Source organism: Oceanimonas sp. AH20CE76, assembly GCF_039654065.1.
GTDB classification, from domain to species: domain Bacteria; phylum Pseudomonadota; class Gammaproteobacteria; order Enterobacterales; family Aeromonadaceae; genus Oceanimonas; species Oceanimonas smirnovii.
Genome location: NZ_CP155481.1, coordinates 2,816,873 through 2,837,040 on the forward strand (window position 1 = coordinate 2,816,873; position 20,168 = coordinate 2,837,040).

19 protein-coding genes and 4 tRNA genes are annotated in these 20,168 nt (G+C 56.2%); 14 read left to right on the forward strand and 9 right to left on the reverse strand.

What is annotated here, in order from left to right; genetic code table 11:
* Positions 1–13 precede the first annotated feature (13 nt).
* The 3 genes from N2M06_RS13830 (at position 14) to N2M06_RS13840 (ending at position 2,358) form a co-directional block, all read left to right on the forward strand.
* Positions 14–763, forward strand: coding sequence for a TIGR04219 family outer membrane beta-barrel protein (locus N2M06_RS13830; RefSeq protein WP_346351065.1), 750 nt, complete (start codon positions 14–16; stop codon positions 761–763).
* Positions 764–910: 147 nt separating this feature from the next.
* Positions 911–1,891 (forward strand): hypothetical protein, encoded by a 981-nt coding sequence (locus N2M06_RS13835; protein WP_346351066.1) that lies wholly within the window; start codon positions 911–913, stop codon positions 1,889–1,891.
* Positions 1,892–2,148: 257 nt separating this feature from the next.
* Positions 2,149–2,358 (forward strand): cold-shock protein, encoded by a 210-nt coding sequence (locus N2M06_RS13840; protein WP_019934973.1) that lies wholly within the window; start codon positions 2,149–2,151, stop codon positions 2,356–2,358.
* A gap of 62 nt (positions 2,359–2,420) precedes the next feature.
* Here the strand turns inward: N2M06_RS13840 and N2M06_RS13845 are convergent, their stop codons facing one another.
* Positions 2,421–3,593, reverse strand: a complete 1,173-nt coding sequence (locus N2M06_RS13845) for a multidrug effflux MFS transporter (protein ID WP_346351067.1) — start codon at positions 3,591–3,593, stop codon at positions 2,421–2,423.
* A gap of 140 nt (positions 3,594–3,733) precedes the next feature.
* On the opposite strand from N2M06_RS13845, the gene hfq reads away from it, so the two are divergent.
* Complete coding sequence (hfq, locus tag N2M06_RS13850; protein WP_019934975.1) at positions 3,734–4,105, forward strand: RNA chaperone Hfq; 372 nt, start codon at positions 3,734–3,736, stop codon at positions 4,103–4,105.
* A gap of 45 nt (positions 4,106–4,150) precedes the next feature.
* Here hfq and dapA read toward each other — a convergent pair whose 3' ends face one another.
* Positions 4,151–5,023 carry a 4-hydroxy-tetrahydrodipicolinate synthase gene (gene dapA, locus N2M06_RS13855; protein ID WP_019934976.1) on the reverse strand — a complete coding sequence of 291 codons (873 nt, stop codon included), beginning with the start codon at positions 5,021–5,023 and terminating at the stop codon, positions 4,151–4,153.
* A gap of 288 nt (positions 5,024–5,311) precedes the next feature.
* On the opposite strand from dapA, the gene rsmC reads away from it, so the two are divergent.
* The 4 genes from rsmC (at position 5,312) to N2M06_RS13875 (ending at position 6,803) form a co-directional block, all read left to right on the forward strand.
* Entirely contained in the window at positions 5,312–6,331 is a 1,020-nt protein-coding gene (gene rsmC / locus N2M06_RS13860; RefSeq protein ID WP_346351068.1) for a 16S rRNA (guanine(1207)-N(2))-methyltransferase RsmC, read from the forward strand.
* A gap of 122 nt (positions 6,332–6,453) precedes the next feature.
* Positions 6,454–6,540 (forward strand) — tRNA-Leu (locus N2M06_RS13865).
* A gap of 20 nt (positions 6,541–6,560) precedes the next feature.
* Positions 6,561–6,647: transfer RNA gene (locus N2M06_RS13870), tRNA-Leu, on the forward strand.
* Between the two features lie 70 nt (positions 6,648–6,717).
* Positions 6,718–6,803, forward strand: a tRNA-Leu gene (locus N2M06_RS13875).
* Between the two features lie 21 nt (positions 6,804–6,824).
* Here the strand turns inward: N2M06_RS13875 and N2M06_RS13880 are convergent.
* Both N2M06_RS13880 and rlmD read right to left on the reverse strand, forming a co-directional pair.
* Positions 6,825–7,031, reverse strand: a complete 207-nt coding sequence (locus tag N2M06_RS13880; RefSeq protein WP_346351069.1) for a hypothetical protein — start codon at positions 7,029–7,031, stop codon at positions 6,825–6,827.
* A gap of 60 nt (positions 7,032–7,091) precedes the next feature.
* Complete coding sequence (rlmD, locus tag N2M06_RS13885; RefSeq protein WP_346351070.1) at positions 7,092–8,429, reverse strand: 23S rRNA (uracil(1939)-C(5))-methyltransferase RlmD; 1,338 nt, start codon at positions 8,427–8,429, stop codon at positions 7,092–7,094.
* Positions 8,430–8,610: 181 nt separating this feature from the next.
* Between rlmD and N2M06_RS13890 the strand changes: the two genes are divergently transcribed.
* Together N2M06_RS13890 and N2M06_RS13895 are read left to right on the forward strand one after the other, a co-directional pair.
* On the forward strand, positions 8,611–9,630 hold the full coding sequence (locus N2M06_RS13890; RefSeq protein ID WP_019934981.1) for a WYL domain-containing protein: 1,020 nt from the start codon (positions 8,611–8,613) through the stop codon (positions 9,628–9,630).
* A gap of 54 nt (positions 9,631–9,684) precedes the next feature.
* Positions 9,685–10,167, forward strand: coding sequence for a hypothetical protein (locus N2M06_RS13895; protein ID WP_346351071.1), 483 nt, complete (start codon positions 9,685–9,687; stop codon positions 10,165–10,167).
* 13 nt (positions 10,168–10,180) lie between these two features.
* Here N2M06_RS13895 and N2M06_RS13900 read toward each other — a convergent pair whose 3' ends face one another.
* Together N2M06_RS13900 and N2M06_RS13905 are read right to left on the reverse strand one after the other, a co-directional pair.
* Positions 10,181–10,660: a pyrimidine dimer DNA glycosylase/endonuclease V gene (locus N2M06_RS13900; protein ID WP_346351072.1), complete on the reverse strand. Its 480-nt coding sequence runs from the start codon at positions 10,658–10,660 to the stop codon at positions 10,181–10,183.
* Positions 10,661–10,792: 132 nt separating this feature from the next.
* Positions 10,793–10,877 (reverse strand) — tRNA-Leu (locus tag N2M06_RS13905).
* A 175-nt stretch (positions 10,878–11,052) separates the two neighbouring features.
* Between N2M06_RS13905 and N2M06_RS13910 the strand changes: the two genes are divergently transcribed.
* On the forward strand, positions 11,053–11,547 hold the full coding sequence (locus N2M06_RS13910; RefSeq protein ID WP_346351073.1) for an RDD family protein: 495 nt from the start codon (positions 11,053–11,055) through the stop codon (positions 11,545–11,547).
* Positions 11,548–11,612: 65 nt separating this feature from the next.
* Here the strand turns inward: N2M06_RS13910 and lptG are convergent, their stop codons facing one another.
* Together lptG and lptF are read right to left on the reverse strand one after the other, a co-directional pair.
* The gene (lptG, locus tag N2M06_RS13915) at positions 11,613–12,683 is read right to left on the reverse strand and encodes an LPS export ABC transporter permease LptG (RefSeq protein ID WP_019934990.1); all 1,071 of its coding nucleotides are present in this window, start codon (positions 12,681–12,683) and stop codon (positions 11,613–11,615) included.
* Positions 12,683–13,798 carry an LPS export ABC transporter permease LptF gene (lptF, locus tag N2M06_RS13920; RefSeq protein WP_346352187.1) on the reverse strand — a complete coding sequence of 372 codons (1,116 nt, stop codon included), beginning with the start codon at positions 13,796–13,798 and terminating at the stop codon, positions 12,683–12,685. The genes lptG and lptF overlap by 1 nt, the downstream gene beginning before the upstream one ends.
* 153 nt (positions 13,799–13,951) lie before the next feature.
* On the opposite strand from lptF, the gene pepA reads away from it, so the two are divergent.
* Genes pepA through N2M06_RS13935 form a run of 3 tightly spaced genes read left to right on the forward strand, consistent with a single transcriptional unit; the run spans position 13,952 to position 18,765 of the window.
* On the forward strand, positions 13,952–15,463 hold the full coding sequence (gene pepA, locus N2M06_RS13925) for a leucyl aminopeptidase (protein ID WP_019934992.1): 1,512 nt from the start codon (positions 13,952–13,954) through the stop codon (positions 15,461–15,463).
* Between the two features lies 1 nt (position 15,464).
* Positions 15,465–15,908 (forward strand): DNA polymerase III subunit chi, encoded by a 444-nt coding sequence (locus tag N2M06_RS13930; protein WP_019934993.1) that lies wholly within the window; start codon positions 15,465–15,467, stop codon positions 15,906–15,908.
* A 4-nt stretch (positions 15,909–15,912) separates the two neighbouring features.
* Positions 15,913–18,765: a valine--tRNA ligase gene (locus N2M06_RS13935; protein WP_346351074.1), complete on the forward strand. Its 2,853-nt coding sequence runs from the start codon at positions 15,913–15,915 to the stop codon at positions 18,763–18,765.
* 56 nt (positions 18,766–18,821) lie between these two features.
* Here the strand turns inward: N2M06_RS13935 and N2M06_RS13940 are convergent, their stop codons facing one another.
* Complete coding sequence (locus N2M06_RS13940; protein WP_346351075.1) at positions 18,822–20,120, reverse strand: PAS domain-containing methyl-accepting chemotaxis protein; 1,299 nt, start codon at positions 20,118–20,120, stop codon at positions 18,822–18,824.
* Positions 20,121–20,168 lie beyond the last annotated feature (48 nt).

Below are 20,168 nucleotides of genomic sequence, written 5' to 3' on the forward strand. Positions count from 1 at the left end.
AGGAACATCACCGATGAAAAAAACAGTTTGGCCATTAGCCCTGCTCGCTGGTTTGGGCAGCACACAGGCAGGTGCAGATGTCATAGGCCTCTATGCAGGAGCCCAAGCCTGGCAGGTTAATACCAGCGGTGGTTTTGGCAGCAAAAACAGCAGCGCAGACTTTAACTTTGAAGACAGCACTCAAGGTGTATTTTATGTTGCTGTTGAACATCCGGTTCCGTTACTTCCCAATCTCAAAGTCAGGCATGGTGATCTGACTGCCAATGGCAACACTGTGGTATCAGGCCAGTTTAGCTTTGGCGGTGTGGATTATGCGACCGGGTCGGCACTCAGTACCTCTTTTGAGGTCACCAATACCGACTTTATTCTCTACTATGAAGTATTTGATAACGCCCTGTTCAGTATCGATCTGGGCGCAAATATCAAATACCTTAACGGCGACATTGGTGTTGTGGATACCCGCGGTATTCGTTCCAATGAGAAGCTGAACGCTCCCCTCCCCCTGGGTTACTTAAAGGCGGAGGCTGCTCTTCCTCTCACCGGTTTGTCGGCATTTGGCGAGCTAAACTATCTCGCTCTGGATGGCCATAACATCTCCGACTATCAGGCCGGCATCAGCTACAACCTGATTGATACTGTCGCGCTGGATCTCAACCTGCATGCCGGATACCGGGCCATCAGCCTGGAGCTGGACGACCTTGACAATATCGATGCCAGACTGGACTTCGACGGTGCCTTTGCTGGCGCGGAAATTCACTTCTGAGCATGCTTCTTCACAGTCACGATAAAAGAGCCGGTATCTTACCGGCTCTTTTTTATGCTTTTGCGAAGCAGTATTTAACGAAACAAACATGGTATAACTCAAAAGAGCTTTCTAACCTTGGTAATAACACGGCAAAAGGATGATGCCATGAACAAATTACTGCTTTTTTCCGCCCTGCTTCTGCTTCCCGGCCTTGTTTCATCTGAAGAGCCTGACGACAGTGATCTGCCGCTGTGGGTAGTGGATAAAATTACTCCCATGCACGACAGCGTGACCGACTGGCTTGATAACAGTGCCCGCAACATCGATAACTTCTTTGGTGAGGATGACAGCCTGACCATTGAAAACGGCTCTTACCTGCGCTTCAGTCAGGAGTTTTCCTGGCACGAACGGGATGATTTTGGCTCCGAGACCAAACTCAAGCTGCGCCTCGATCTGCCCACTACGGAAGAACGGCTGCGTATTTTGATCGAAAGTGATCCTGACGAGACCCAGGGCACGCTGGCTCAACAGGGAGCCAATACCGCCAGAAATAATAACAACTTTGACAGCGACAACTTTCTTATCGGGCTGCGTCGCCTGAGTAACCGGGACAAAAACGAACGATGGCGCTTTGATGCCGGTGCCGGTATTAAAATCAAGCTTCCTCTTGATCCTTATGTCCGTTTAACCGGCGAACGCCAATGGCAGCTGAACGACAGCCCCTGGGTGCTGGACTCATGGAACCGGGCTTCATGGTTTCATGAAGAGGGGTACTCGGCACGCAGCCGCTGGGATCTTGGCCGGCCACTCAGCGATATCTATCATTTGCGGTTTATCACCAATGTGCAGTGGCAGGAAGAAGTAGATACCCTGGAATACTCTGAGGGTGTTGAGCTTAACCAGCTGCTGGGCAGCCGCAGCGCTATTCGCTATGCGGCCGTTGCCGTAGGCCGCAGCGCCTCGGATCCCGAGCTGCACGATTACTACCTGCTGAGCCACTATCGACGCAATTTGCATAAGGAGATCCTGTTTGTGGACTTTATTCCTGAACTGCATTTTCCCCGCGAGCAGGATTATGATGCAGAGTTTGGTGTTACCCTGCGCCTTGAGCTGTTGTTCAGGGCTGATTTATCCTGGGGAAGGTAAGAAACCCCGGCGCAAAAAAGACTCACTCGGTTCTTTATGTGTGCAGGTTTCAACAAAGTGAAGTTAACGTGTCACAGCTCACAAAAATACCTGTTGACCCCCATCAGGTAACCGGTTAGAGTGAATTCGACTTTAAGGATACCGCTGAATTTATGTTCATTACGAAGTTCCTAGTAGTACCTCGTCCTGTATTTCATAAGTAAAGGTTGTGTTTTTGAAGTCGATTATTCTAGCAAGTTTGTTTACAGGATTTAGGTATGTCTAACACTGTTAAAGGTAAAGTAAAGTTCTTCAATGAAGCCAAAGGTTTCGGTTTCATCGAGCAAGAGCAAGGCCCTGATGTATTCGTACACTTCAGCGCCATCCAGACCTCGGGCTTCAAGACCCTGGCTGAAGGTCAGTCCGTAGAGTTCACTGTAGCCCAAGGCCAGAAAGGTCCTCAGGCTGAAAACGTAGTTCCTCTGTAAGAGTCTGCGTTAACAAAGAATTCCAAAGCCGCGCCCAAGGGCGCGGCTTTTTAATGCCCGGGTTAAAACCGCCCCACGGCAAACACCGACAATCCCTTCAGCACTCCTGCCCCCAGCATAACGCACAGCCCGAGCGTAAAAGCCGTATCCACCCCAAGCTGTGCAAGCACCGCCGTCAGTACGCTTGCACTGAGCATTTGCATGGCTCCCGACAAGGCTGCTGCCGATCCGGCACCATTTTTATAAGGCTCCAGTAACCGGCTCATGGCATTGGGAAAGGCCATGCCATTACCCAGCGCCTGAATAAATACGCCAGCTACCATCAGCCAGGGCTCAAGGGGCATCAGCATAATCCAGACTCCCGCTGCCAGCTGAATAAATGGACTGATGCGCAGCACCTGCTCGGCTCGCACCCAATGCTGAATCCGGTTGTTAATAATACCGCCCAGCAGCAGCCCCAGTGCCGGCAGCAGCGCCCAGCGGCCATATTCAGCTGCATTCATCCCTATTTGATGCTGCATCACGTAAGGCAACACAGACACAGATGTCATCATCAGCGCAAACTGCCCCCAAAGCATGCCTCCATGCCCCAGAAAATGGCGTTGTTTCAGTAGCCTGAGATAGCCTCGTATAATGGGACCGGGTGCCATACTGAGACGATCGCCCTGATGAGTTTCCTGAAACCGAGCCAGCAAAATCATCCATAGCAGAGCAAGATAAAGCAACATGGCAGTAAAAACGCTTTGCCAGCCAAAGGTATCTCCCAGCATGCCGCCCAGCGCCGGGGCCAGCACAGGAGTAATAGCCGCTGCCATGGCAATGTACGACAGCGCATTACGCAACGCGGCTCCTTCAAAGCGGTCGCGCAGCATGGCTCTGGATACCACAGCCGCACACCCTGCTCCCAGCCCCTGCAACAAACGCCCTGCCAGCAACCATTCAAAGCTGGCATCAGGCAGCATGCACAGCGCCACTCCGGCTAACGCCAGCGCCAGCCCGGCCAGCAATACCGGACGCCGCCCGCGGGCATCGCTGAGCGGCCCGTAGAGCAATTGCACCGGACCAAAGGCAAACAGATAAGCTGAAACCAGCCATTGCACCCGCTCAGGGTCTTCCGCCAGCGCACGACTGATATCGGGCAGCACAGGAAAAACCAGCCCCAGACTGAACTGACCAATACTGACAATCAGGCAAGCCAGCACCATAATGGTGGTACCGGATATGACAGCGTTCACACAGACTCCTTTATCGACAGGCAGATAATCCGGGTAGCAGGCTGCTCGCAAAGGTATATTTAATTAACGCTTTGCTTTGACAAGCCGGCGCTTGATTAAGCACAATCAAGATTGAAAAATAACAAAAAGGACTGACCAACATGACCGCCCCATCATCGAATCCCCAATCGCTGCAGCAAGCCTTTTCATTGGGTAACGGACAGGATGCGGCACTGAACTGGTTACGTAAAAACCAGACCCACTGCGCCATTTTTCTGACTAATGGTATCAAACTTGAAGGGATGATCAGTGCCTTTGACCAATACAGCATTCTGCTGTCTGATCCCCGCGGCCAGCAGCAGCTGATCTACAAGGCCAAGATTTCCACCATTTCGCCGGCCAGCCGTCGCCCGCCGCGTTCCGGTGTAATCATCAACAAGCCCCGTCGTCCCCGCTATGACAATCACCATGATCATCACGGCCACCGGGATGATCATCATCATGGCAACGACAACCAGGGTGACGATCAGTAAGCACTTTAGGTAGCACAAAAAAATGGCCGCTTGCGCGGCCATTTTTTATATCAGTTCCAGCTCTTCCATTACCCGGCGAATACGGGCCTTGGTGTCTTGCTGCAGCGGCACCACCGGCACCCGGCAATGCTCGCTGGCTTTGCCCAGCAGCGACAATGCATATTTGGGACCCGCCGGGTTGGGCTCAGCAAACAACACCTGATGCAGCGGCATCAGCTTGTCCTGCAGCTCACGGGCTTGTTCCCACTTGCCGTTCAGGGTCAGCTCCTGCAGCTGTGCACACAGGCGCGGGGCTACGTTGGCAGTGACCGAGATACATCCGGTACCACCACCCACATTGTAAGAAACTGCAGTGCCGTCTTCCCCCGAGAGCCAGGCAAAGGGCTTTTTAATCAGCTGACGCTCGGCCCAGGGACGGTTCAGATCACCGGTGGCGTCTTTTACCCCCACAATGCGCGGCAGCTCGGCCATACGGGCCAGGGTTTCCGGCTTGATGTCTACCACGGCACGGGGCGGAATGTTGTAAACGATAATCGGCAGCTCGGTGGCATCGTGCAGCATCTTGAAGTGAGCGAACAGACCGTCCTGATTAGGGCGGTTGTAATAACCGGCCACATGCAGGGTAGCATTGGCACCGGCTTGCTGAGCGCACACGCTGTAGTCAATGGCTTCCACCGGATTGTTGGAGCCGGCTCCGGCAATGACCGGGACCCGGCCAGCAGCCTGCCCGGCAACAATTTCAATCACCCGGCAATGCTCATCGTGAGACAGAGTCGGACTTTCCCCGGTGGTGCCCACCGGCACAATGCCGTGAGTCCCTTCCTCGATGTGCCAGTCTACCAGATGGCGTAACGCCGCTTCATCGATGCGGTTACCATCAAAGGGAGTAAGCAGGGCAACTAAAGAACCGCGAAACATGGAAACTCCTTCTCCTGATCAGAGGATTGAATTTTGAATTAAAAAACCCCGGGCGCAAATGCGTGGCCGGGGTTTTGATAAAAGAGAGTCTGAACGTATCAGGCGTCGGTCACGCAAAAAAGAGGACTGCTTTGTGTTTAAGCAGTTTAACTGGTTTGCGTTTGACTATCACTGACATGAATAACACCTGAAAAAACCTTGTTCAGCATCTTTTGCCAACCACCGGCAAATGTCAAGGGCAGCCATGGCATGTATAATGCCGTTTTTAAAAATTTGCAGGAACACAGAATGTATGAGGCCCTGACGTCTGTCAGTGACATGCTGAGCCGCAACCTGGATATCCTTTGCCGCCAGCCCCTGCTGGTGTGCGGCCTGCTGGAAGACAAGCTGCCCCGGGTGCTGGCTGAACATGGCCCGGCACCCCGCGTTTTTACCACCGACTACCGCTATTTTCAGTGGCTGGGCAGCTGTGCTGAGATTACGCCGGAATTTGGCCATGCTCCTGCCGGGAAAACGGCTCAGGGCCTGCTGTTGCTGATGCCCAAGGCCAAGGCAGAAGCTGAATATCTGCTTGCAGCCTGCCTGCCCCTGCTGAGCACTGGAGCTCCCGTGTTTATTGCAGGCGATAACAAAGGCGGCGTTAAGTCGGCCCCCAAATTGCTGGCCCCTTATTGCGCGCACGTCACCAAAGTTGACAGCGCTCGCCGGGCCAGTTTGTATCAGGCTGAGCTGACGCAGCCGGCATCACCCTTTAACCTGAGCGACTGGACCAAAGAATATCGGCTGGAACAGGAACAACTGACCGTCTGCACCCTGCCCGGTGTATTCAGCGCCGAACACCTGGATGCCGGCACACAGCTGCTGCTTAACAATGCCGGTACTCTGCAGGGCCGGGTGCTGGATTTTGGCTGTGGTGCCGGCGTGATTGGTGCCAGCCTGCTGAAACGCAATCCGGCCATCACACTGGAGCAGATCGACATCAGTGCTCTGGCCCTCGAAGCCAGCCGGCAAACTCTGGCCAGAAACGGCCTGCAAGCCAATCTGTATCCGTCCGATGGACTGAATGAAACAGAAGGCCGGTTTGACTGCATTATCAGCAACCCGCCTTTTCATGCCGGTTTAAAGACCTTTTACAGCACCACCGAAACCCTGTTAAAGGAAGCCAGGCATTACCTCAAACCCGGTGGCAGCCTGCTGCTGGTAGCCAATGCCTTTTTGCCTTACCCGGAATTGATTGAACAAAGCTTTGGTGGTTGCGAGACACTGGCCGCCAACGGCCGCTTTAAGATTTACCGGGCCCGGGCCTGAAACCGGCAGAATTGCGCTATTTTTGAACAAACGGCTGTTGTGGCCGTTTTTTTATGAATTAAGTTAAAAAAGCCGGTTGACGGCTGGTAAAAAATCTATAGAATTCGCAGTCCTCAGCACGGGCGAGGGTGGCGGAATTGGTAGACGCGCTAGCTTCAGGTGTTAGTGTCCTTACGGATGTGGGGGTTCAAGTCCCCCCCTTCGCACCACTGAGAAAAAATTTGAGCACGCGAGGGTGGCGGAATTGGTAGACGCGCTAGCTTCAGGTGTTAGTGTCCTTACGGATGTGGGGGTTCAAGTCCCCCCCTTCGCACCAAGTCTTTGACTTGAGAGCAGCTCAAATTCCAACATGGTGGCCCATGTAAAACAGCCGAACAATCTAATGTGCGAGGGTGGCGGAATTGGTAGACGCGCTAGCTTCAGGTGTTAGTGTCCTTCGGATGTGGGGGTTCAAGTCCCCCCCTTCGCACCAAGATTGTTTCTTCCCAGCCGTTCAGGTGTAATCTCCCAGCATTATTCCAAGTGCCATGCCAAGGCCGGCTAATCCGCCTATCGGCAGCCAATACCAGTGCCTGCTGACTGAAGGCATAGCCAACACCAGTGTAAACAATGCAAATCCGGCGCTTAACCATAATGTAAGTGACGATGCCGGCACCCACCAGATCGTCATCAGCCAGAGCACTACCAGCAAAATAACCATTATCACCTCCTCGAACATTTGATGATAATAGTTATCAATTACTTTTATAGCAAACCTTTATTACGTTGCGCTAAACAACGCCACGCTCTCCACATGCATGGTATGAGGAAACATATCCACCGGGGTTACCTGCTCCAGAGTAAAGCCCTGCTCGCTCAGCCAGGCTGCATCCCGCGCCAGCGTTTTAGGATTGCAGGACACATACACCAGCCGGGCCGGACGCATGTTGGCCAGCGTATCCAGCAAAGCCTGGTCACACCCCTTACGCGGCGGATCCACCACCACCACGTCAGCACTCACTCCCTGCTGATACAGCGCAGCTACCTGCCGTTCAGCCGCACCACAGTAAAAACGAACATTTTTAATATCATTACGCTCGGCATTACGCCCGGCATCGGCCACCGCTTCCGGTACTATTTCCATGCCATGAACCTGGGCTGCAAAGGGGGCCATAAATAAACTGATGGTGCCGATACCGCTGTAGAGATCAAACACGGTTTCACTGCCGGAGAGTGCGGCCAGCCGCACCACCTCACGATACAGCACTTCCGTCTGGTGCGGATTTATCTGATAAAAAGACAGTGCAGAGATATCAAACTGCAGTTCACCCAAGCGGTCACTGATAACGCTGCTGCCCCACAGAGTACGCACCTGTTCGCTCAGTATCCGGTTGCCCACAGCATCATTCAGGCACAGCTGCACACTGACCAGCTTTGGCACCTGAGCAAGACGCTCAACCAGGGCATTCAGTGCCCGCTCTGTCGGCTCTTCCGCCACTACCAGCACCACCATCAGCTCTCCGCTGTGCCGGCCATTGCGCACCATCACATAACGTACACAGCCACTGTGGTGAGCTTCATTAAAGGCGGGAACCGCCAGCTCCCGCATCCACTGCCGCACCAGTGCCGTGATGTCGGCCGTTTCCGGTGCCTGCATGGCACACTGTTCTATTTCCACCAACTGATGGCTGTGTTTGGCATAAAAGCCCAGGGTCGGACCGGGCTGCACCGCAAACTGCGCCTTATTGCGATAATGAAAGGGATCATCCATGCCAATGGTGTTGGCCACTGAGCAGTTCAGCCCCCGCTCCTGCAAGGCATTAACCAGCAGCTCACGTTTTAACTGCAGCTGAGCACCATAGTCCATCACCCTGAGCTGACACCCACCACATTCGGTATGGGGGCAAAAGTCGGGCCTGCGCTCTGATGCCGGAGTCAGCACCCGCTTCACTTCTGCCTGAGCATAGCGAGGCCTGGCCAGCGTGACTCTGGCTTCTACTTCATCACCGGGCAACCCGCCCGAAATATACACCGGACAGCCGTTATGCTGAGCAATGCCGTCCCCTTTATCGGTTAGGCTGTGAACGGAAAGGGTAAGCAATTGACCGGCTTTAAACATGATGGGCACTCTGAAAGTTCAACCACACCGGCCTGGGCCGGCAAAGCAGGAATTTTACCCGAGGCCGGGCCGCTGCAACAGCCTGGCGTGAGCGGTTAATCCGGCCGGAGGTGCAAGTGACAGCCGGTGTAAGGTATTCTCGGCCCCAACCGAGCACATTACATGACAATAAGGAAGACAAATGGGCACTCAGCGCGACACCCTTTTTCGCTACCTGACCATGCTGCAGCTGATCCCCCGGGCACCTCAGTTCAAGGCCACCACCACACTGCAGGCCCTGCTTGAAGAACGAGGATTCAGTGTGGAGCTGAGGTCCATTCAGCGGGATCTGGAGAAGATGTCACTGCACTTTCCGCTGCAATGCGACAAGCGCGAGCGCCCTTATCGCTGGTCTTTTGATACCAACTTCAAAAGCGGACTGCCGGCGCTGGATACTGCCACAGCACTGACTCTGGTGCTGGCAGAAGAATATTTACAGAGCCTGTTACCGCGCATGGCAGTAGACCGGCTTGGCCCTCAGTTTGACAGTGCCCGCCGCTTTCTCGATGGCCTGCAGCAAAACGGCTATGCCGACTGGGCCAGGCGAGTGCGGGCCATTCCCGATGGCAAGGCCCTGCTGCCGGCCCCCATCAGGGCCGAAGTGTGGCAGGGCATCAGCGACGCCCTGCTGAATCGTCAGGCGGTGGACGTCTGCTACCTCAGCCGGCAAAAAGGGGATATACGGCAATACACACTACACCCTCAGGGGCTGGTGGCCCGTCACAGTGTCAGCTATCTGCTGGCCACCGTGAATGATTATGATGATATTCGCCAGTTTGCCCTGCACCGCATTCAAACGCTGGCCATCACCGATATTGCCTTTCGGCCGCAGCCGGACTTCTGTGTTGATGCCTACATCAGAGAAGGCGGCTTTGATTATCCGCTGAACGAAGAAAGCGTGCAGCTGGTCGCCCGCATTTCACCGGACCTGGCCTGGCGGCTGAGTGAAACCCCGCTCAGCGAGCAACAACAGTTGTCCGCTCCCGGCGAAGACGGCCGCATTACCCTGACCGCCACCATTCACAATGATCAGCAAACCCTGTGGTGGCTGACCGGTTTTGGAGCCAGAGTGGAAGTAATTGAGCCTTTGTCATGGCGACGTGCGCTGGCTGAGCAGGCGCGCCAACTGCATGACATGTACCGGGACTCGGGCGACACATAAAGTCGCCTGCGCCATCCATGATGTCATCACTGTTTACGATTTGCCGGAATCTCCATGACTTTTGATCCCCTGATGTGGGTCTTTGCCACCAATGCTCGTTACAAACACTCACGCCGCTCCTGCCTGGAACTTAAGCCGTTATTGGGGCGCTTTTTCACTGATGAGCTGCTGGCCTTTGCCGGCTTTGTGATTGTGGATGAGCTGCCCTCACCACCGCTTGAACAGGTAAAAGCCATGGGACTTGAAAGTTTGTTAACGCCGTCAGCCCAAGGGCTGACACTGGCCAATACCTACTACCTGAAGCCTGCCGCCGCCGGCCAGCTGCGAGTGCATGTGCATGAACTGGTGCATGTGCTGCAATGGCGCAACCTGGGCGCAGCCCGCTTTATCGATCGTTATTTGCAGGAAACGGCCCGCCACGGCTACCGCCAGGCACCGTTGGAGCAAATGGCCTGTGAGCTGGAACACCTGTTTGCCCTGAGCCCGGCCCGGGGCTTTGATATCACAGCAGAAGTAAAACACAGGCTGGCTCCATAAAAAACAGTAAGACTCAGGGCTGCTCAGCCTCCTGCACCCAGTGCGGCACTTCCCGCCGGGTCCAGCGGGCGAATTTCATTTTGTCGCCCAGATAAAAGTTGCGGTAGGCCTGCACCGCATTACCCGGCACCTTGTATTGATCGGGCATGGCCTGGGCAAACTCGGTAAGGCCGATGGCAGGGTAGGTAAACTGCTGTATTTTCGCCAGCACCGGCATGGACTTGTGATCCTGCTCTTTGCGGTAGCGATAACGGTACTCGGCGTTGAGCGCATAAGTCAGCTGAGTCAGCCACTGAAAGTTATCGTATGAGGCTTCCACCCAGAGCACGCTGGGGTGTTTCATATGAGTGGATTTGTAGGGAGTTTCAAACCCCTTTTTGTTCAGCGCAGTACACAATATTTGCACGCTTTCGAGGATCATCTTGACCACATGCTGATCACAGTGATACTCAGCGCAGCGCTCTATGTCATTGTCCAGTATAAAAATATTCACGCATATCATCCTGTTTGAACCCGGCATGATTGTGGCGGCGAATATGAAAGGGTGCAACGGCGTAAAACGCGAGGCGCTCAGCAAAAGCCGAACAGCAGGCACAAAAAAACCCGATAAAATCGGGTTATTTGTTGGTAGCAGTGGCCGGACTCGAACCGGCACGCCCGAAGGCAAGTGATTTTGAATCACTCATGTCTACCAATTTCATCACACTGCCACCGGTAAACTCATTATGAGTGAGCCAAAGCATTATACTCAGCCCCGCAGCGCCCGCAACCGGATTGTATGAACAACAGTGCCAACTGAGCATTATTTGTGCTGGGTGGCCGGGCTTCTTCCTGCAGCGGCTTTTGCTAGAATGCAGCCCTTATCGATTTAAAGGAACGAAACTGGTGGCTTTTTCTTATACGGGTTTGCCCCGGGCCGGGGTGATGCGTCGCCTGGGAGCCTGGCTGTATGATTTTCTGGTGGTGGTTGCACTGCTGATGGTGGCGGGTTTTATCTGCTTTGGCCTGACCGCTCTGGCGCTGCAGCTGGGCTGGATTGCGCTGGGTGAGCATGAAGATACCGCCGCCCTGCTCAGTGCCAGCCGCTTATATCAACTGATATTGCTGAGTGTGGTGCTGTTTTTTTATTGCTGGTTCTGGCGCACCAGTGGCCAGACCCTGGGCATGCGCGCCTGGCGGCTGCGCGTGCAGAATACCGACGGCTCCCGCTTGCGCCTGGGTCAGTGCCTGGTGCGCGCCGGCGCTGCCCTGCTCGGGCTGGGTAATTTCTGGGTATGGTTTAATCCGCACAGCAAACTGGCACTGCAGGATAAACTGGCCGATTGCGAGATGGTGGTGCTCACCAAAGAGCAGAACCGGGAGCTGCTGAGCAGGCAGTGAATACAGGGATCAGGGAGCAGGGAATGGGGAATCCCTACTCCCCACTCCCGCCGAAGGCTTCGCCTTCAGGCTCGGCGGTTAAGCAGAAACAGCGCTACACCAATAAATAGCAGGCTGGGGCCCAGAGCGCCGAGGATGGGCGGCACCTCATACACCAGACTGATGGGCCCAAACACTTCGTTGGCCACATAAAAGCCAAAGCCAAACAAAATGCCCATCAGCAGCCGGGCACCCATGGTCACACTGCGCAGTGCACCAAACACAAACGACGAGGCCAGCAGCATCATGGCAATCACCATCACCGGCTGCAGCGCCTTGCGCCAGAATGCCAGTTCGTACAGGCGGGCATCCTGACCGTTATCTCTCAGGTAAGCTTCATATTCCCACAGGCCACGCATCGACAACTCATCAGGCTCAATGGCCACCACTCCCAGTTTGTCGGGCGTCAGGGTGGTTCTCCAGGTTCTGCTGGCCTCCTGAGAGGTCATAATTGACTCACCATGATTAAACAGGGTATCGGTGAGATTAAGCAGTTGCCATTCACCGTTACGATAGTCAGCGGTCGCGGCCTGAGTGATGCGCTGCAGCCGCTGCTCGTCATCAAAATAGTAGAGGGTAACATTGCTCAGGGTGCCATCACGTCGGGCCTGGCCAATATTAATATAGGCCTCGCCATCTCTCGCCCAAACACCATATACCGACAGCACCACCTGGCCGCCGGAACGCGCCTGAGTACGTAAATCATCTGCTGCCAGCTTGGTGGCCGGTGCCACATATTCACCCACCAGCATGACTACCAGCATCAGCGGCACAGCCGTTTTAAGCGCGCTGGTCACAATATTAAAACGGGAATTGCCCGCCGCCTGCATCACTACCAGCTCACTGGAGCTGGCCAGCTGGCCAAGCCCAATCAGTCCGCCCAGCAGCGCAGCAATGGGAAAAAACAGCACAATTTCCTTGGGCATCGAGAGCAGCACGTAATAGAAGGCCGACAGCAGAGTATAACTGCCCTCACCCACACTGCGCAGCTGCTCCACATAGCGGATAATGGCCGATAACCCCACCAGTACAAACTCACACAACAGCATGGCCATCAGCACGGTGCGGCCAATATAACGATCGAGAATATTAAACATCAGGCCGCCTTGCTCCGTGTGAGTTTTTCCCGGGTACGATTCCACCAGGACGTTTCTGCCAGATTAAGCGGCAGTGCAACCAGCAATAAAAATGCCAGCGGCACAGTATAAAGCCCCGGTGTCGGCGGCAGACTGCCGCCTTCCACGGCCGAGCGTGAGGCGGTTTGCAGCAAAAAGTAAGCAAGATACAGCAAAATAGCCGGCAGCAGCTTGGCATAGCGGCCCTGGCGCGGATTCACCACTGCCAGCGGCACGACCACCAGGGTCAGCACCAGCATGGACAAGGGCAGCGCCAGCCGCCATTGCAGCTCGGCCTGCTGCTCAATATCCTCGGCATTAAACAATGCCGGGCTGGGCATGGCTTCAATGCGGCTTTGAGCCACTTCCACCTCTGCCGGTCTGATAAAGGCGCTGTACTCATCAAACTCCGCCACATCAAACTGGCGGGTGCCGGGCGTGCCGCTGTAGCGCCGGCCGTGCTCCAGGGTCAGCCACTGACCATCTTCTTTTTCATGCAGACGGCCGCCGTCGGCCACCACAATGCCGGGAGCACGCTGTGCCTGACCCTGCTGCACCACAAACAGCCGGTTAAGCCGGTTGCCTTCATCATCTTCTTCCAGCTCCTCCACGTAGCCCACGATGCGGCCGCCATCCAGGCTCATAAAGCGGGCTTCGCGCAGCACTGCAAAACCCGGATCGGCTTTTACCTCTTCCCGCAGCTGATACACCTGACTTTTGGTCCAGGGGTTAAGCCAGAGTGAGTTAAACAGCGCTAACGCTGTCCAGATAATGCTCAGCGTCAGGGTTGCTCGCATAATGCGTCCGGGCCCTATGCCTACTGCCTTCATCACTGTCATCTCACTGTCGGCGTAAAGCCGCCCATGAGCAAACAGAATGCCAATAAACAGGCTTACCGGCAGCATCAGAGTGGCCATCTCGGGCAGGTTAAGCAGTAACAGCCTGCCCACCAGTGCACCCGGGATTTCCCCGCTGGCAGCTTTGCCCAGTACGTCAATAAAATTCTGGCTGATAAAGATGAGCAAGAGCACAAACAGCACGGCCAGCTGTGTCTTCAGGGTTTCCCGAAACAAATAGCGGAATGCAATCACCGTCAATCCCAGTGTAAACTTGTCTTTTTTAATGGAAACGCTTAACAATAAGCGTAAAATCACCATTTTCGCATATTAACTGTGCGAAATACGACGCCTTTGCGATGTTCGTCATTATCGTTCATTCAGCGTCCATTGTCTTCAGGCTCAGGAGAATCCATGGAGTTCAGTGTAAAAAGCGGTAGTCCCGAGAAGCAACGCAGTGCCTGCATTGTAGTAGGTGTATTTGAACCGCGCCGGCTGTCGCCGGTGGCCGAACAGCTCGACAAAGTCAGCGACGGCTATCTCAGTTCACTGCTGCGCCGGGGCGATCTTGAAGGTAAGCCCGGCCAGACCCTGCTGCTGCATCAGGTGCCCGGCGTGCTGGGTGAGCGGGTGCTGCTGGTAGGCTGCGGCAAAGAGCGTGAGCTTGATGAACGCCAATATAAACAAATTATTCGTAATACCATCAGCACCCTGAATGAAACCGGCTCCATGGAAGCAGTGTGCTTTCTCACCGAGCTGCATGTGAAGGGCCGCGACACCTACTGGAAAGTGCGTCAGGCAGTGGAAACCACCCTGGCCAGCCTGTATACCTTTGATCAGTTCAAGACCAATAAGGCCGAGCCGCGCCGTCCGCTGCGCAAGCTGGTGTTTAACGTTTCCACACGACGGGAGCTGACCATTGGCGAACGCGCCATTGCTCACGGCCAGGCCGTGGCACGGGGCGTACGAGTCTGTCGCGACGTGGCCAATATGCCACCCAATGTCTGTAATCCCGCTTACCTCGCCTCGCAGGCACGTCAGCTGGCTGATGCCTGGGACAACATAAATACGCGCGTGATTGGCGAAGAAGAAATGGCCGAACTGGGCATGAACGCCTATCTGGCGGTGGCCCGCGGCTCCCACAACGAAGCCATGATGTCGGTGATCGAATATAAAGGTCACCCGGATCCCGATGCCCGCCCCATTGCTCTGGTGGGCAAGGGTCTGACCTTTGATGCCGGCGGCATCTCGCTCAAGCCTGCCGAAGGCATGGACGAGATGAAATATGACATGGGCGGTGCCGCCTCCGTACTGGGTACCATGAATGCCCTGGCCGAGCTGCAGCTGCCGGTGAACGTGGTCGCCATTCTGGCTGGCTGTGAAAACATGCCCGACGGCAATGCCTACCGCCCGGGCGACATTCTCACCACCATGTCGGGCCAGACAGTGGAAGTGCTTAATACCGATGCCGAAGGCCGTCTGGTGCTGTGTGATGCGCTGACCTTTGTGGAACGCTATGAGCCGGAAGCGGTCATTGACGTGGCCACCCTCACCGGTGCCTGTATTATCGCGCTGGGCCACCACACCTCGGGTCTGCTGGCCAACCACAATCCGCTGGCTCACGAGCTGCTTAACGCTTCCGAACAGGCCGGCGACAAGGCCTGGCGGCTGCCCATGAGCGACGAATACCAGGAGCAGCTGGAAAGCCCCTTTGCTGACATGGCCAACATCGGCGGCCGGCCGGCGGGCACCATTACCGCCGCCTGCTTCCTGAGCCGGTTTACCAAAAAGTACAACTGGGCCCACCTGGATGTGGCCGGCACTGCCTGGCAAAGCGGCAAGAACAAGGGTGCCACCGGCCGGCCGGTACCGCTGCTGACCCAGTTTTTGCTGAACCGGGCCGGCGCCCTGAACGTCGAAGAATAAAATGAACACCGGCTGTTTTCACCTGTTGACCAACGACGACGATACCCAGCTGCAACAGCTGGTGTGTCGTCTGGCTACCGACTGCTACCGCCAGAATCAGGGCGTGTTTATTTACACCACTGATCAGGCCATGGCCGAAGCCATTGACGAGCGCCTGTGGCAACAGGAGGCCGACAGTTTTGTGGCGCACAACCTGCAGGGCGAAGGCCCGCGTCAGGGTGCGCCCGTGATGATTGGCTGGCAGCCGCCGGCAAACGGCCGTGCCGTATTGATTAACCTGGCGACTGAGGCCCCGGCCTTTGCCCGCCGCTTTGGCCAGCTGCACGACTTTGTGCCGGCTTCCGATGCGGGCAAGCAACAGGCCCGGGAGCGTTTCAAGGCCTACCGGCAGGCTGGTTTCGAGCTGACCACAGCGCCGGTACCACCCCACACTCAAGATGTATAACACCATGGAAAAGACTTTTAATCCCAACGCCATTGAGCAGGCCCTGTACCAGCAATGGGAAAGCAAGGGCTACTTCAAGCCCCACGGCGATACCAGCAAAGATGCCTACAGCATCATGATTCCGCCGCCCAACGTGACCGGCAGCCTGCACATGGGCCACGCCTTTCAGGATTCCATTATGGATACCCTGATCCGTTACCAGCGCATGCAGGGCAAGAATACCCTGTGGCAGGTAGGCACCGACCACGCCGGCATCGCCACCCAGATGGTAGTGGAACGCAAGATCGCCGCCGAGGAAGGCAAGACCCGCCACGACTACGGCCGTGATGCCTTTATCGACAAGATCTGGGACTGGAAAAAAGAGTCCGGCGGCACCATCACCCAGCAGCTGCGCCGACTCGGTGCTTCAGTGGACTGGGATCGCGAGCGCTTCACCATGGACGAGGGCCTGTCCAACGCGGTGAAGGAAGTGTTCGTGCGCCTGTATGAAGACGATCTCATCTACCGCGGCAAGCGTCTGGTGAACTGGGATCCCAAGCTGCATACCGCCATCTCCGATCTGGAAGTGGAAAACAAGGACAAGAAGGGCCACATGTGGCACTTCCGCTATCCCCTGGCCGACAGCGTCAAAACCGCCGATGGCAAGGACTACCTGGTGGTGGCCACCACCCGTCCCGAAACCATGCTGGGTGACACTGCGGTGGCGGTAAACCCGGCAGATCCTCGTTACAAGGATCTGATCGGCAAGGACATTATCCTGCCCATCGTCAACCGCCGTATTCCCATCGTGGGCGACGACCACGCCGACATGGAAAAGGGCACCGGCTGTGTGAAAATCACTCCGGCCCACGACTTCAACGACTACGAAGTCGGCAAGCGCCATGGCCTGCCGATGATCAACGTGCTGACCTTTGACGCCGCCATTCGCGACGAAGCCGAGGTGTTCACCACCACCGGCGAGCCGTCGAATGTGTACAGCGCCGAGCTGCCCGCCGCCTTCCGTGGTCTGGACCGCTTTGAAGCCCGCAGCGCCGTGGTGGCCGAGCTGGAAACCCTCGGCCTGCTCGACAGCATCAAGGATCATGACCTGACCGTGCCTTACGGCGACCGTGGCGGCGTGGTGATTGAGCCCATGCTCACCGACCAGTGGTACGTGCGCGCCGCGCCTCTGGCCAAGGTGGCCACCGAGGCGGTGGAAAACGGCGAGATCCAGTTCGTGCCCAAGCAGTACGAAAACATGTATTTCTCCTGGATGCGCGACATTCAGGACTGGTGCATCTCCCGCCAGCTGTGGTGGGGCCACCGTATTCCCGCCTGGTACGACGCGTCCGGCAAGGTCTACGTGGGCCGGGACGAGTCCGAAGTGCGCGCCGCCCACAATCTGGGTAATGATGTGGTGCTGAGCCAGGACGACGACGTGCTCGACACCTGGTTCAGCTCGGCGCTGTGGACCTTCTCCACCCTGGGCTGGCCTGAAGAAACCCCGGAACTGGCCACCTTCCATCCGTCCAGCGTGCTGGTCACCGGCTTTGACATCATCTTCTTCTGGGTGGCACGCATGATCATGATGACCATGCACTTCCTCAAGGACGAGAATGGCAAGCCTCAGGTTCCGTTCAAAACCGTCTACGTCACCGGCCTGATCCGCGACGAGAACGGCGACAAGATGTCCAAGTCCAAGGGCAACGTGCTCGATCCGCTCGACATGATCGACGGTATCGATCTGGAATCCCTGGTCACCAAGCGCACCGGCAACATGATGCAGCCCCAGCTGGCCGCCAAGATCGAGAAGCGCACCCGCAAGGAATTCGCTGACGGCATCGAGCCCCACGGCACCGACGCCCTGCGCTTTACCCTGTGCGCCATGGCCTCTACCGGCCGTGACATCAACTGGGACATGAAACGTCTGGACGGCTACCGCAACTTCTGCAACAAGCTGTGGAACGCTTCACGCTATGTGCTGATGAACACCGAAGAGCAGGATTGCGGTCAGAGCGGCGGCGAGCTGCAGTTCTCACTGGCGGATCGCTGGATCCGCGCCCAGCTGCAGGCCACCATTGCCGACGTGCGCAGCGCCCTCGATGGCTACCGCTTCGACCGCGCCGCCAGCGCCCTGTACGAGTTTATCTGGAACCAGTTCTGTGACTGGTATCTGGAGCTCACCAAGCCGGTGCTGTGGCACGGTAGCGAGGCCGAGCAGCGCGCCACCCGCAAGACGCTGATCGAGGTGCTGGAGACGCTGCTGCGTCTGGCTCACCCCATCATGCCCTACATCACCGAAGAGATCTGGCAGCGGGTGGCCCCGCTGGCCGGTCGCGGCGGCGAGACCATCATGCTGGCCGCCTATCCGGAAGTGGATGCCGCCGAGCAGGACGAGCAGGCCATGGCCGATCTGGAATGGGTGAAGCGCTTTATCGTGTCCATTCGTAACCTGCGCGCCGAGATGAACATTCCTCCCGGCCAGGCCCTGAGCGTGCTGCTGCGCCCGGCCGGCGACGATGCCCGCCGCGCCACCGACAACGACGCCTTCCTCAAGGCCATGGCCAAGCTGGACAGCATCACCCTGCTGGCCGGCGACGAGAAAGCGCCGGTGTCCACCAAGCAGCTGATTGGCGACACCGAGCTGCTGCTGCCGATGGCAGGCCTTATCGATAAGGATGCGGAGCTTTCGCGCCTTGAGAAAGAGCTGAGCAAAATTCAGGGCGAGATCAAGCGGCTGGAAGGCAAGCTGAACAACGCCGGTTTCGTGGCCAAGGCCCCCGCCGAGGTGGTGGCCAAGGAGCAGGAAAAACTGGCCGACTACCAGGCCACCCTGGCCAAGCTGCAGCAACAGCGCGAGCAAATCGCCAGCCTGTAACTCTGGTTATTCAGTAGTGAAGAACAGCCCCGGCAAACGCCGGGGCTTTTTTATGGCTAAGACAGCACCGACACGGTTTTCTGCACTGCCAGTGCCCCTTCATGTATTTCATGCATAAAGGTTTCCACTTCGTGGGCCTGCTGCTTGCCCTGCTCTGCCACCCCGGCCACTTCCAGAATGGCCTGAGAGGCTTTTGCAGTCATCTGCCGGTTCTGCTCCACCACCTGTGCAATTTCAGTCGTGGCCTGGCTGGTACGGGCCGCCAGCTGGCGCACTTCATCCGCGACCACCGCAAAGCCTCTGCCCTGTTCACCGGCCCGGGCTGCTTCTATTGCAGCGTTCAGCGCCAGCAGGTTGGTACGCTCGGCCACACTGCTGATGGTGGCAACAATTTCTTCTATATTCCGCGCCTGCTCATTCAGCTGATTAATAATGCCCATGGCCTGCTCCAGCTCCTGAGAGACCCGCGTGGAAAGATGGACCGAGGTCTGTAGTGTGTTATTACCCTGCTCCACAATATGAGAAGTACGTACAGCTATTTCACAGGCCCGCTCGGAAGCCTGCTGATTACGGCGTGACTGCTGCACCCGCCGTGTAATATCACTGGCAAATTTAACCACCCGCTCTACCTGGCCCTGCTCATCGAGAATGGGGTTATAAGTGGCTTCCAGCCAGACTTCCTGTCCGCTGGCATTCACGCGCCGGAAACGGCCGGATTTATGCTCACAGGCCGCCAGCTCCTGCCAGAAGCCAGGGTGTTCACGGTAAAAGTCATCATCACAAAACATACGGTGATGCTGGCCCACCACCTGATCAAGCCGGTAACCCAGCAAAGATAAAAAGTTATCATTAGCGGTAAGCACAGTGCCGTCTACCGAGAATTCAATCACTGCCATGGATCTGTCAAGGGCCGCCAGTACAGAGCGCTGCCGCTGCAACTGATTCTGGTTTTCAGTAATATCACTGGCGATTTTCAGGATTTTTTCAACCCGGCCGTCCGGGCTCTTTACCGGAAAATAAATAGCCTGCAGCCAGATCTGCTTTCCTTGTGCGGTCAGCCGGGGAAAGCTTCCTTCCTGATGATCACCACGGCGCAGCCGCTCCCAGAACTGCTCATACTCACGGGAGCCGGCCAGCTGTTTATCACAGAAAATGCGATGATGCCTGCCCTTAACCTGCTCCAGAGAATAACCCACCACCAGCAGGAATTCCTCGTTGGCATCCATCACCTCACCTGCCGGGCTGAATTCAATGACCGCCACATGCTCTCTCAGCGCCAGCTGTATTTGATTAAGTTGTTCATACTGGGTTTTGCAGGCCAGTAACTCCTGCTTTAATCTGCCACTGTTAAACATGTGAAGATCCTCTGCAGCCGCTCTGCTCAAGATATAAGAGCCAGACTT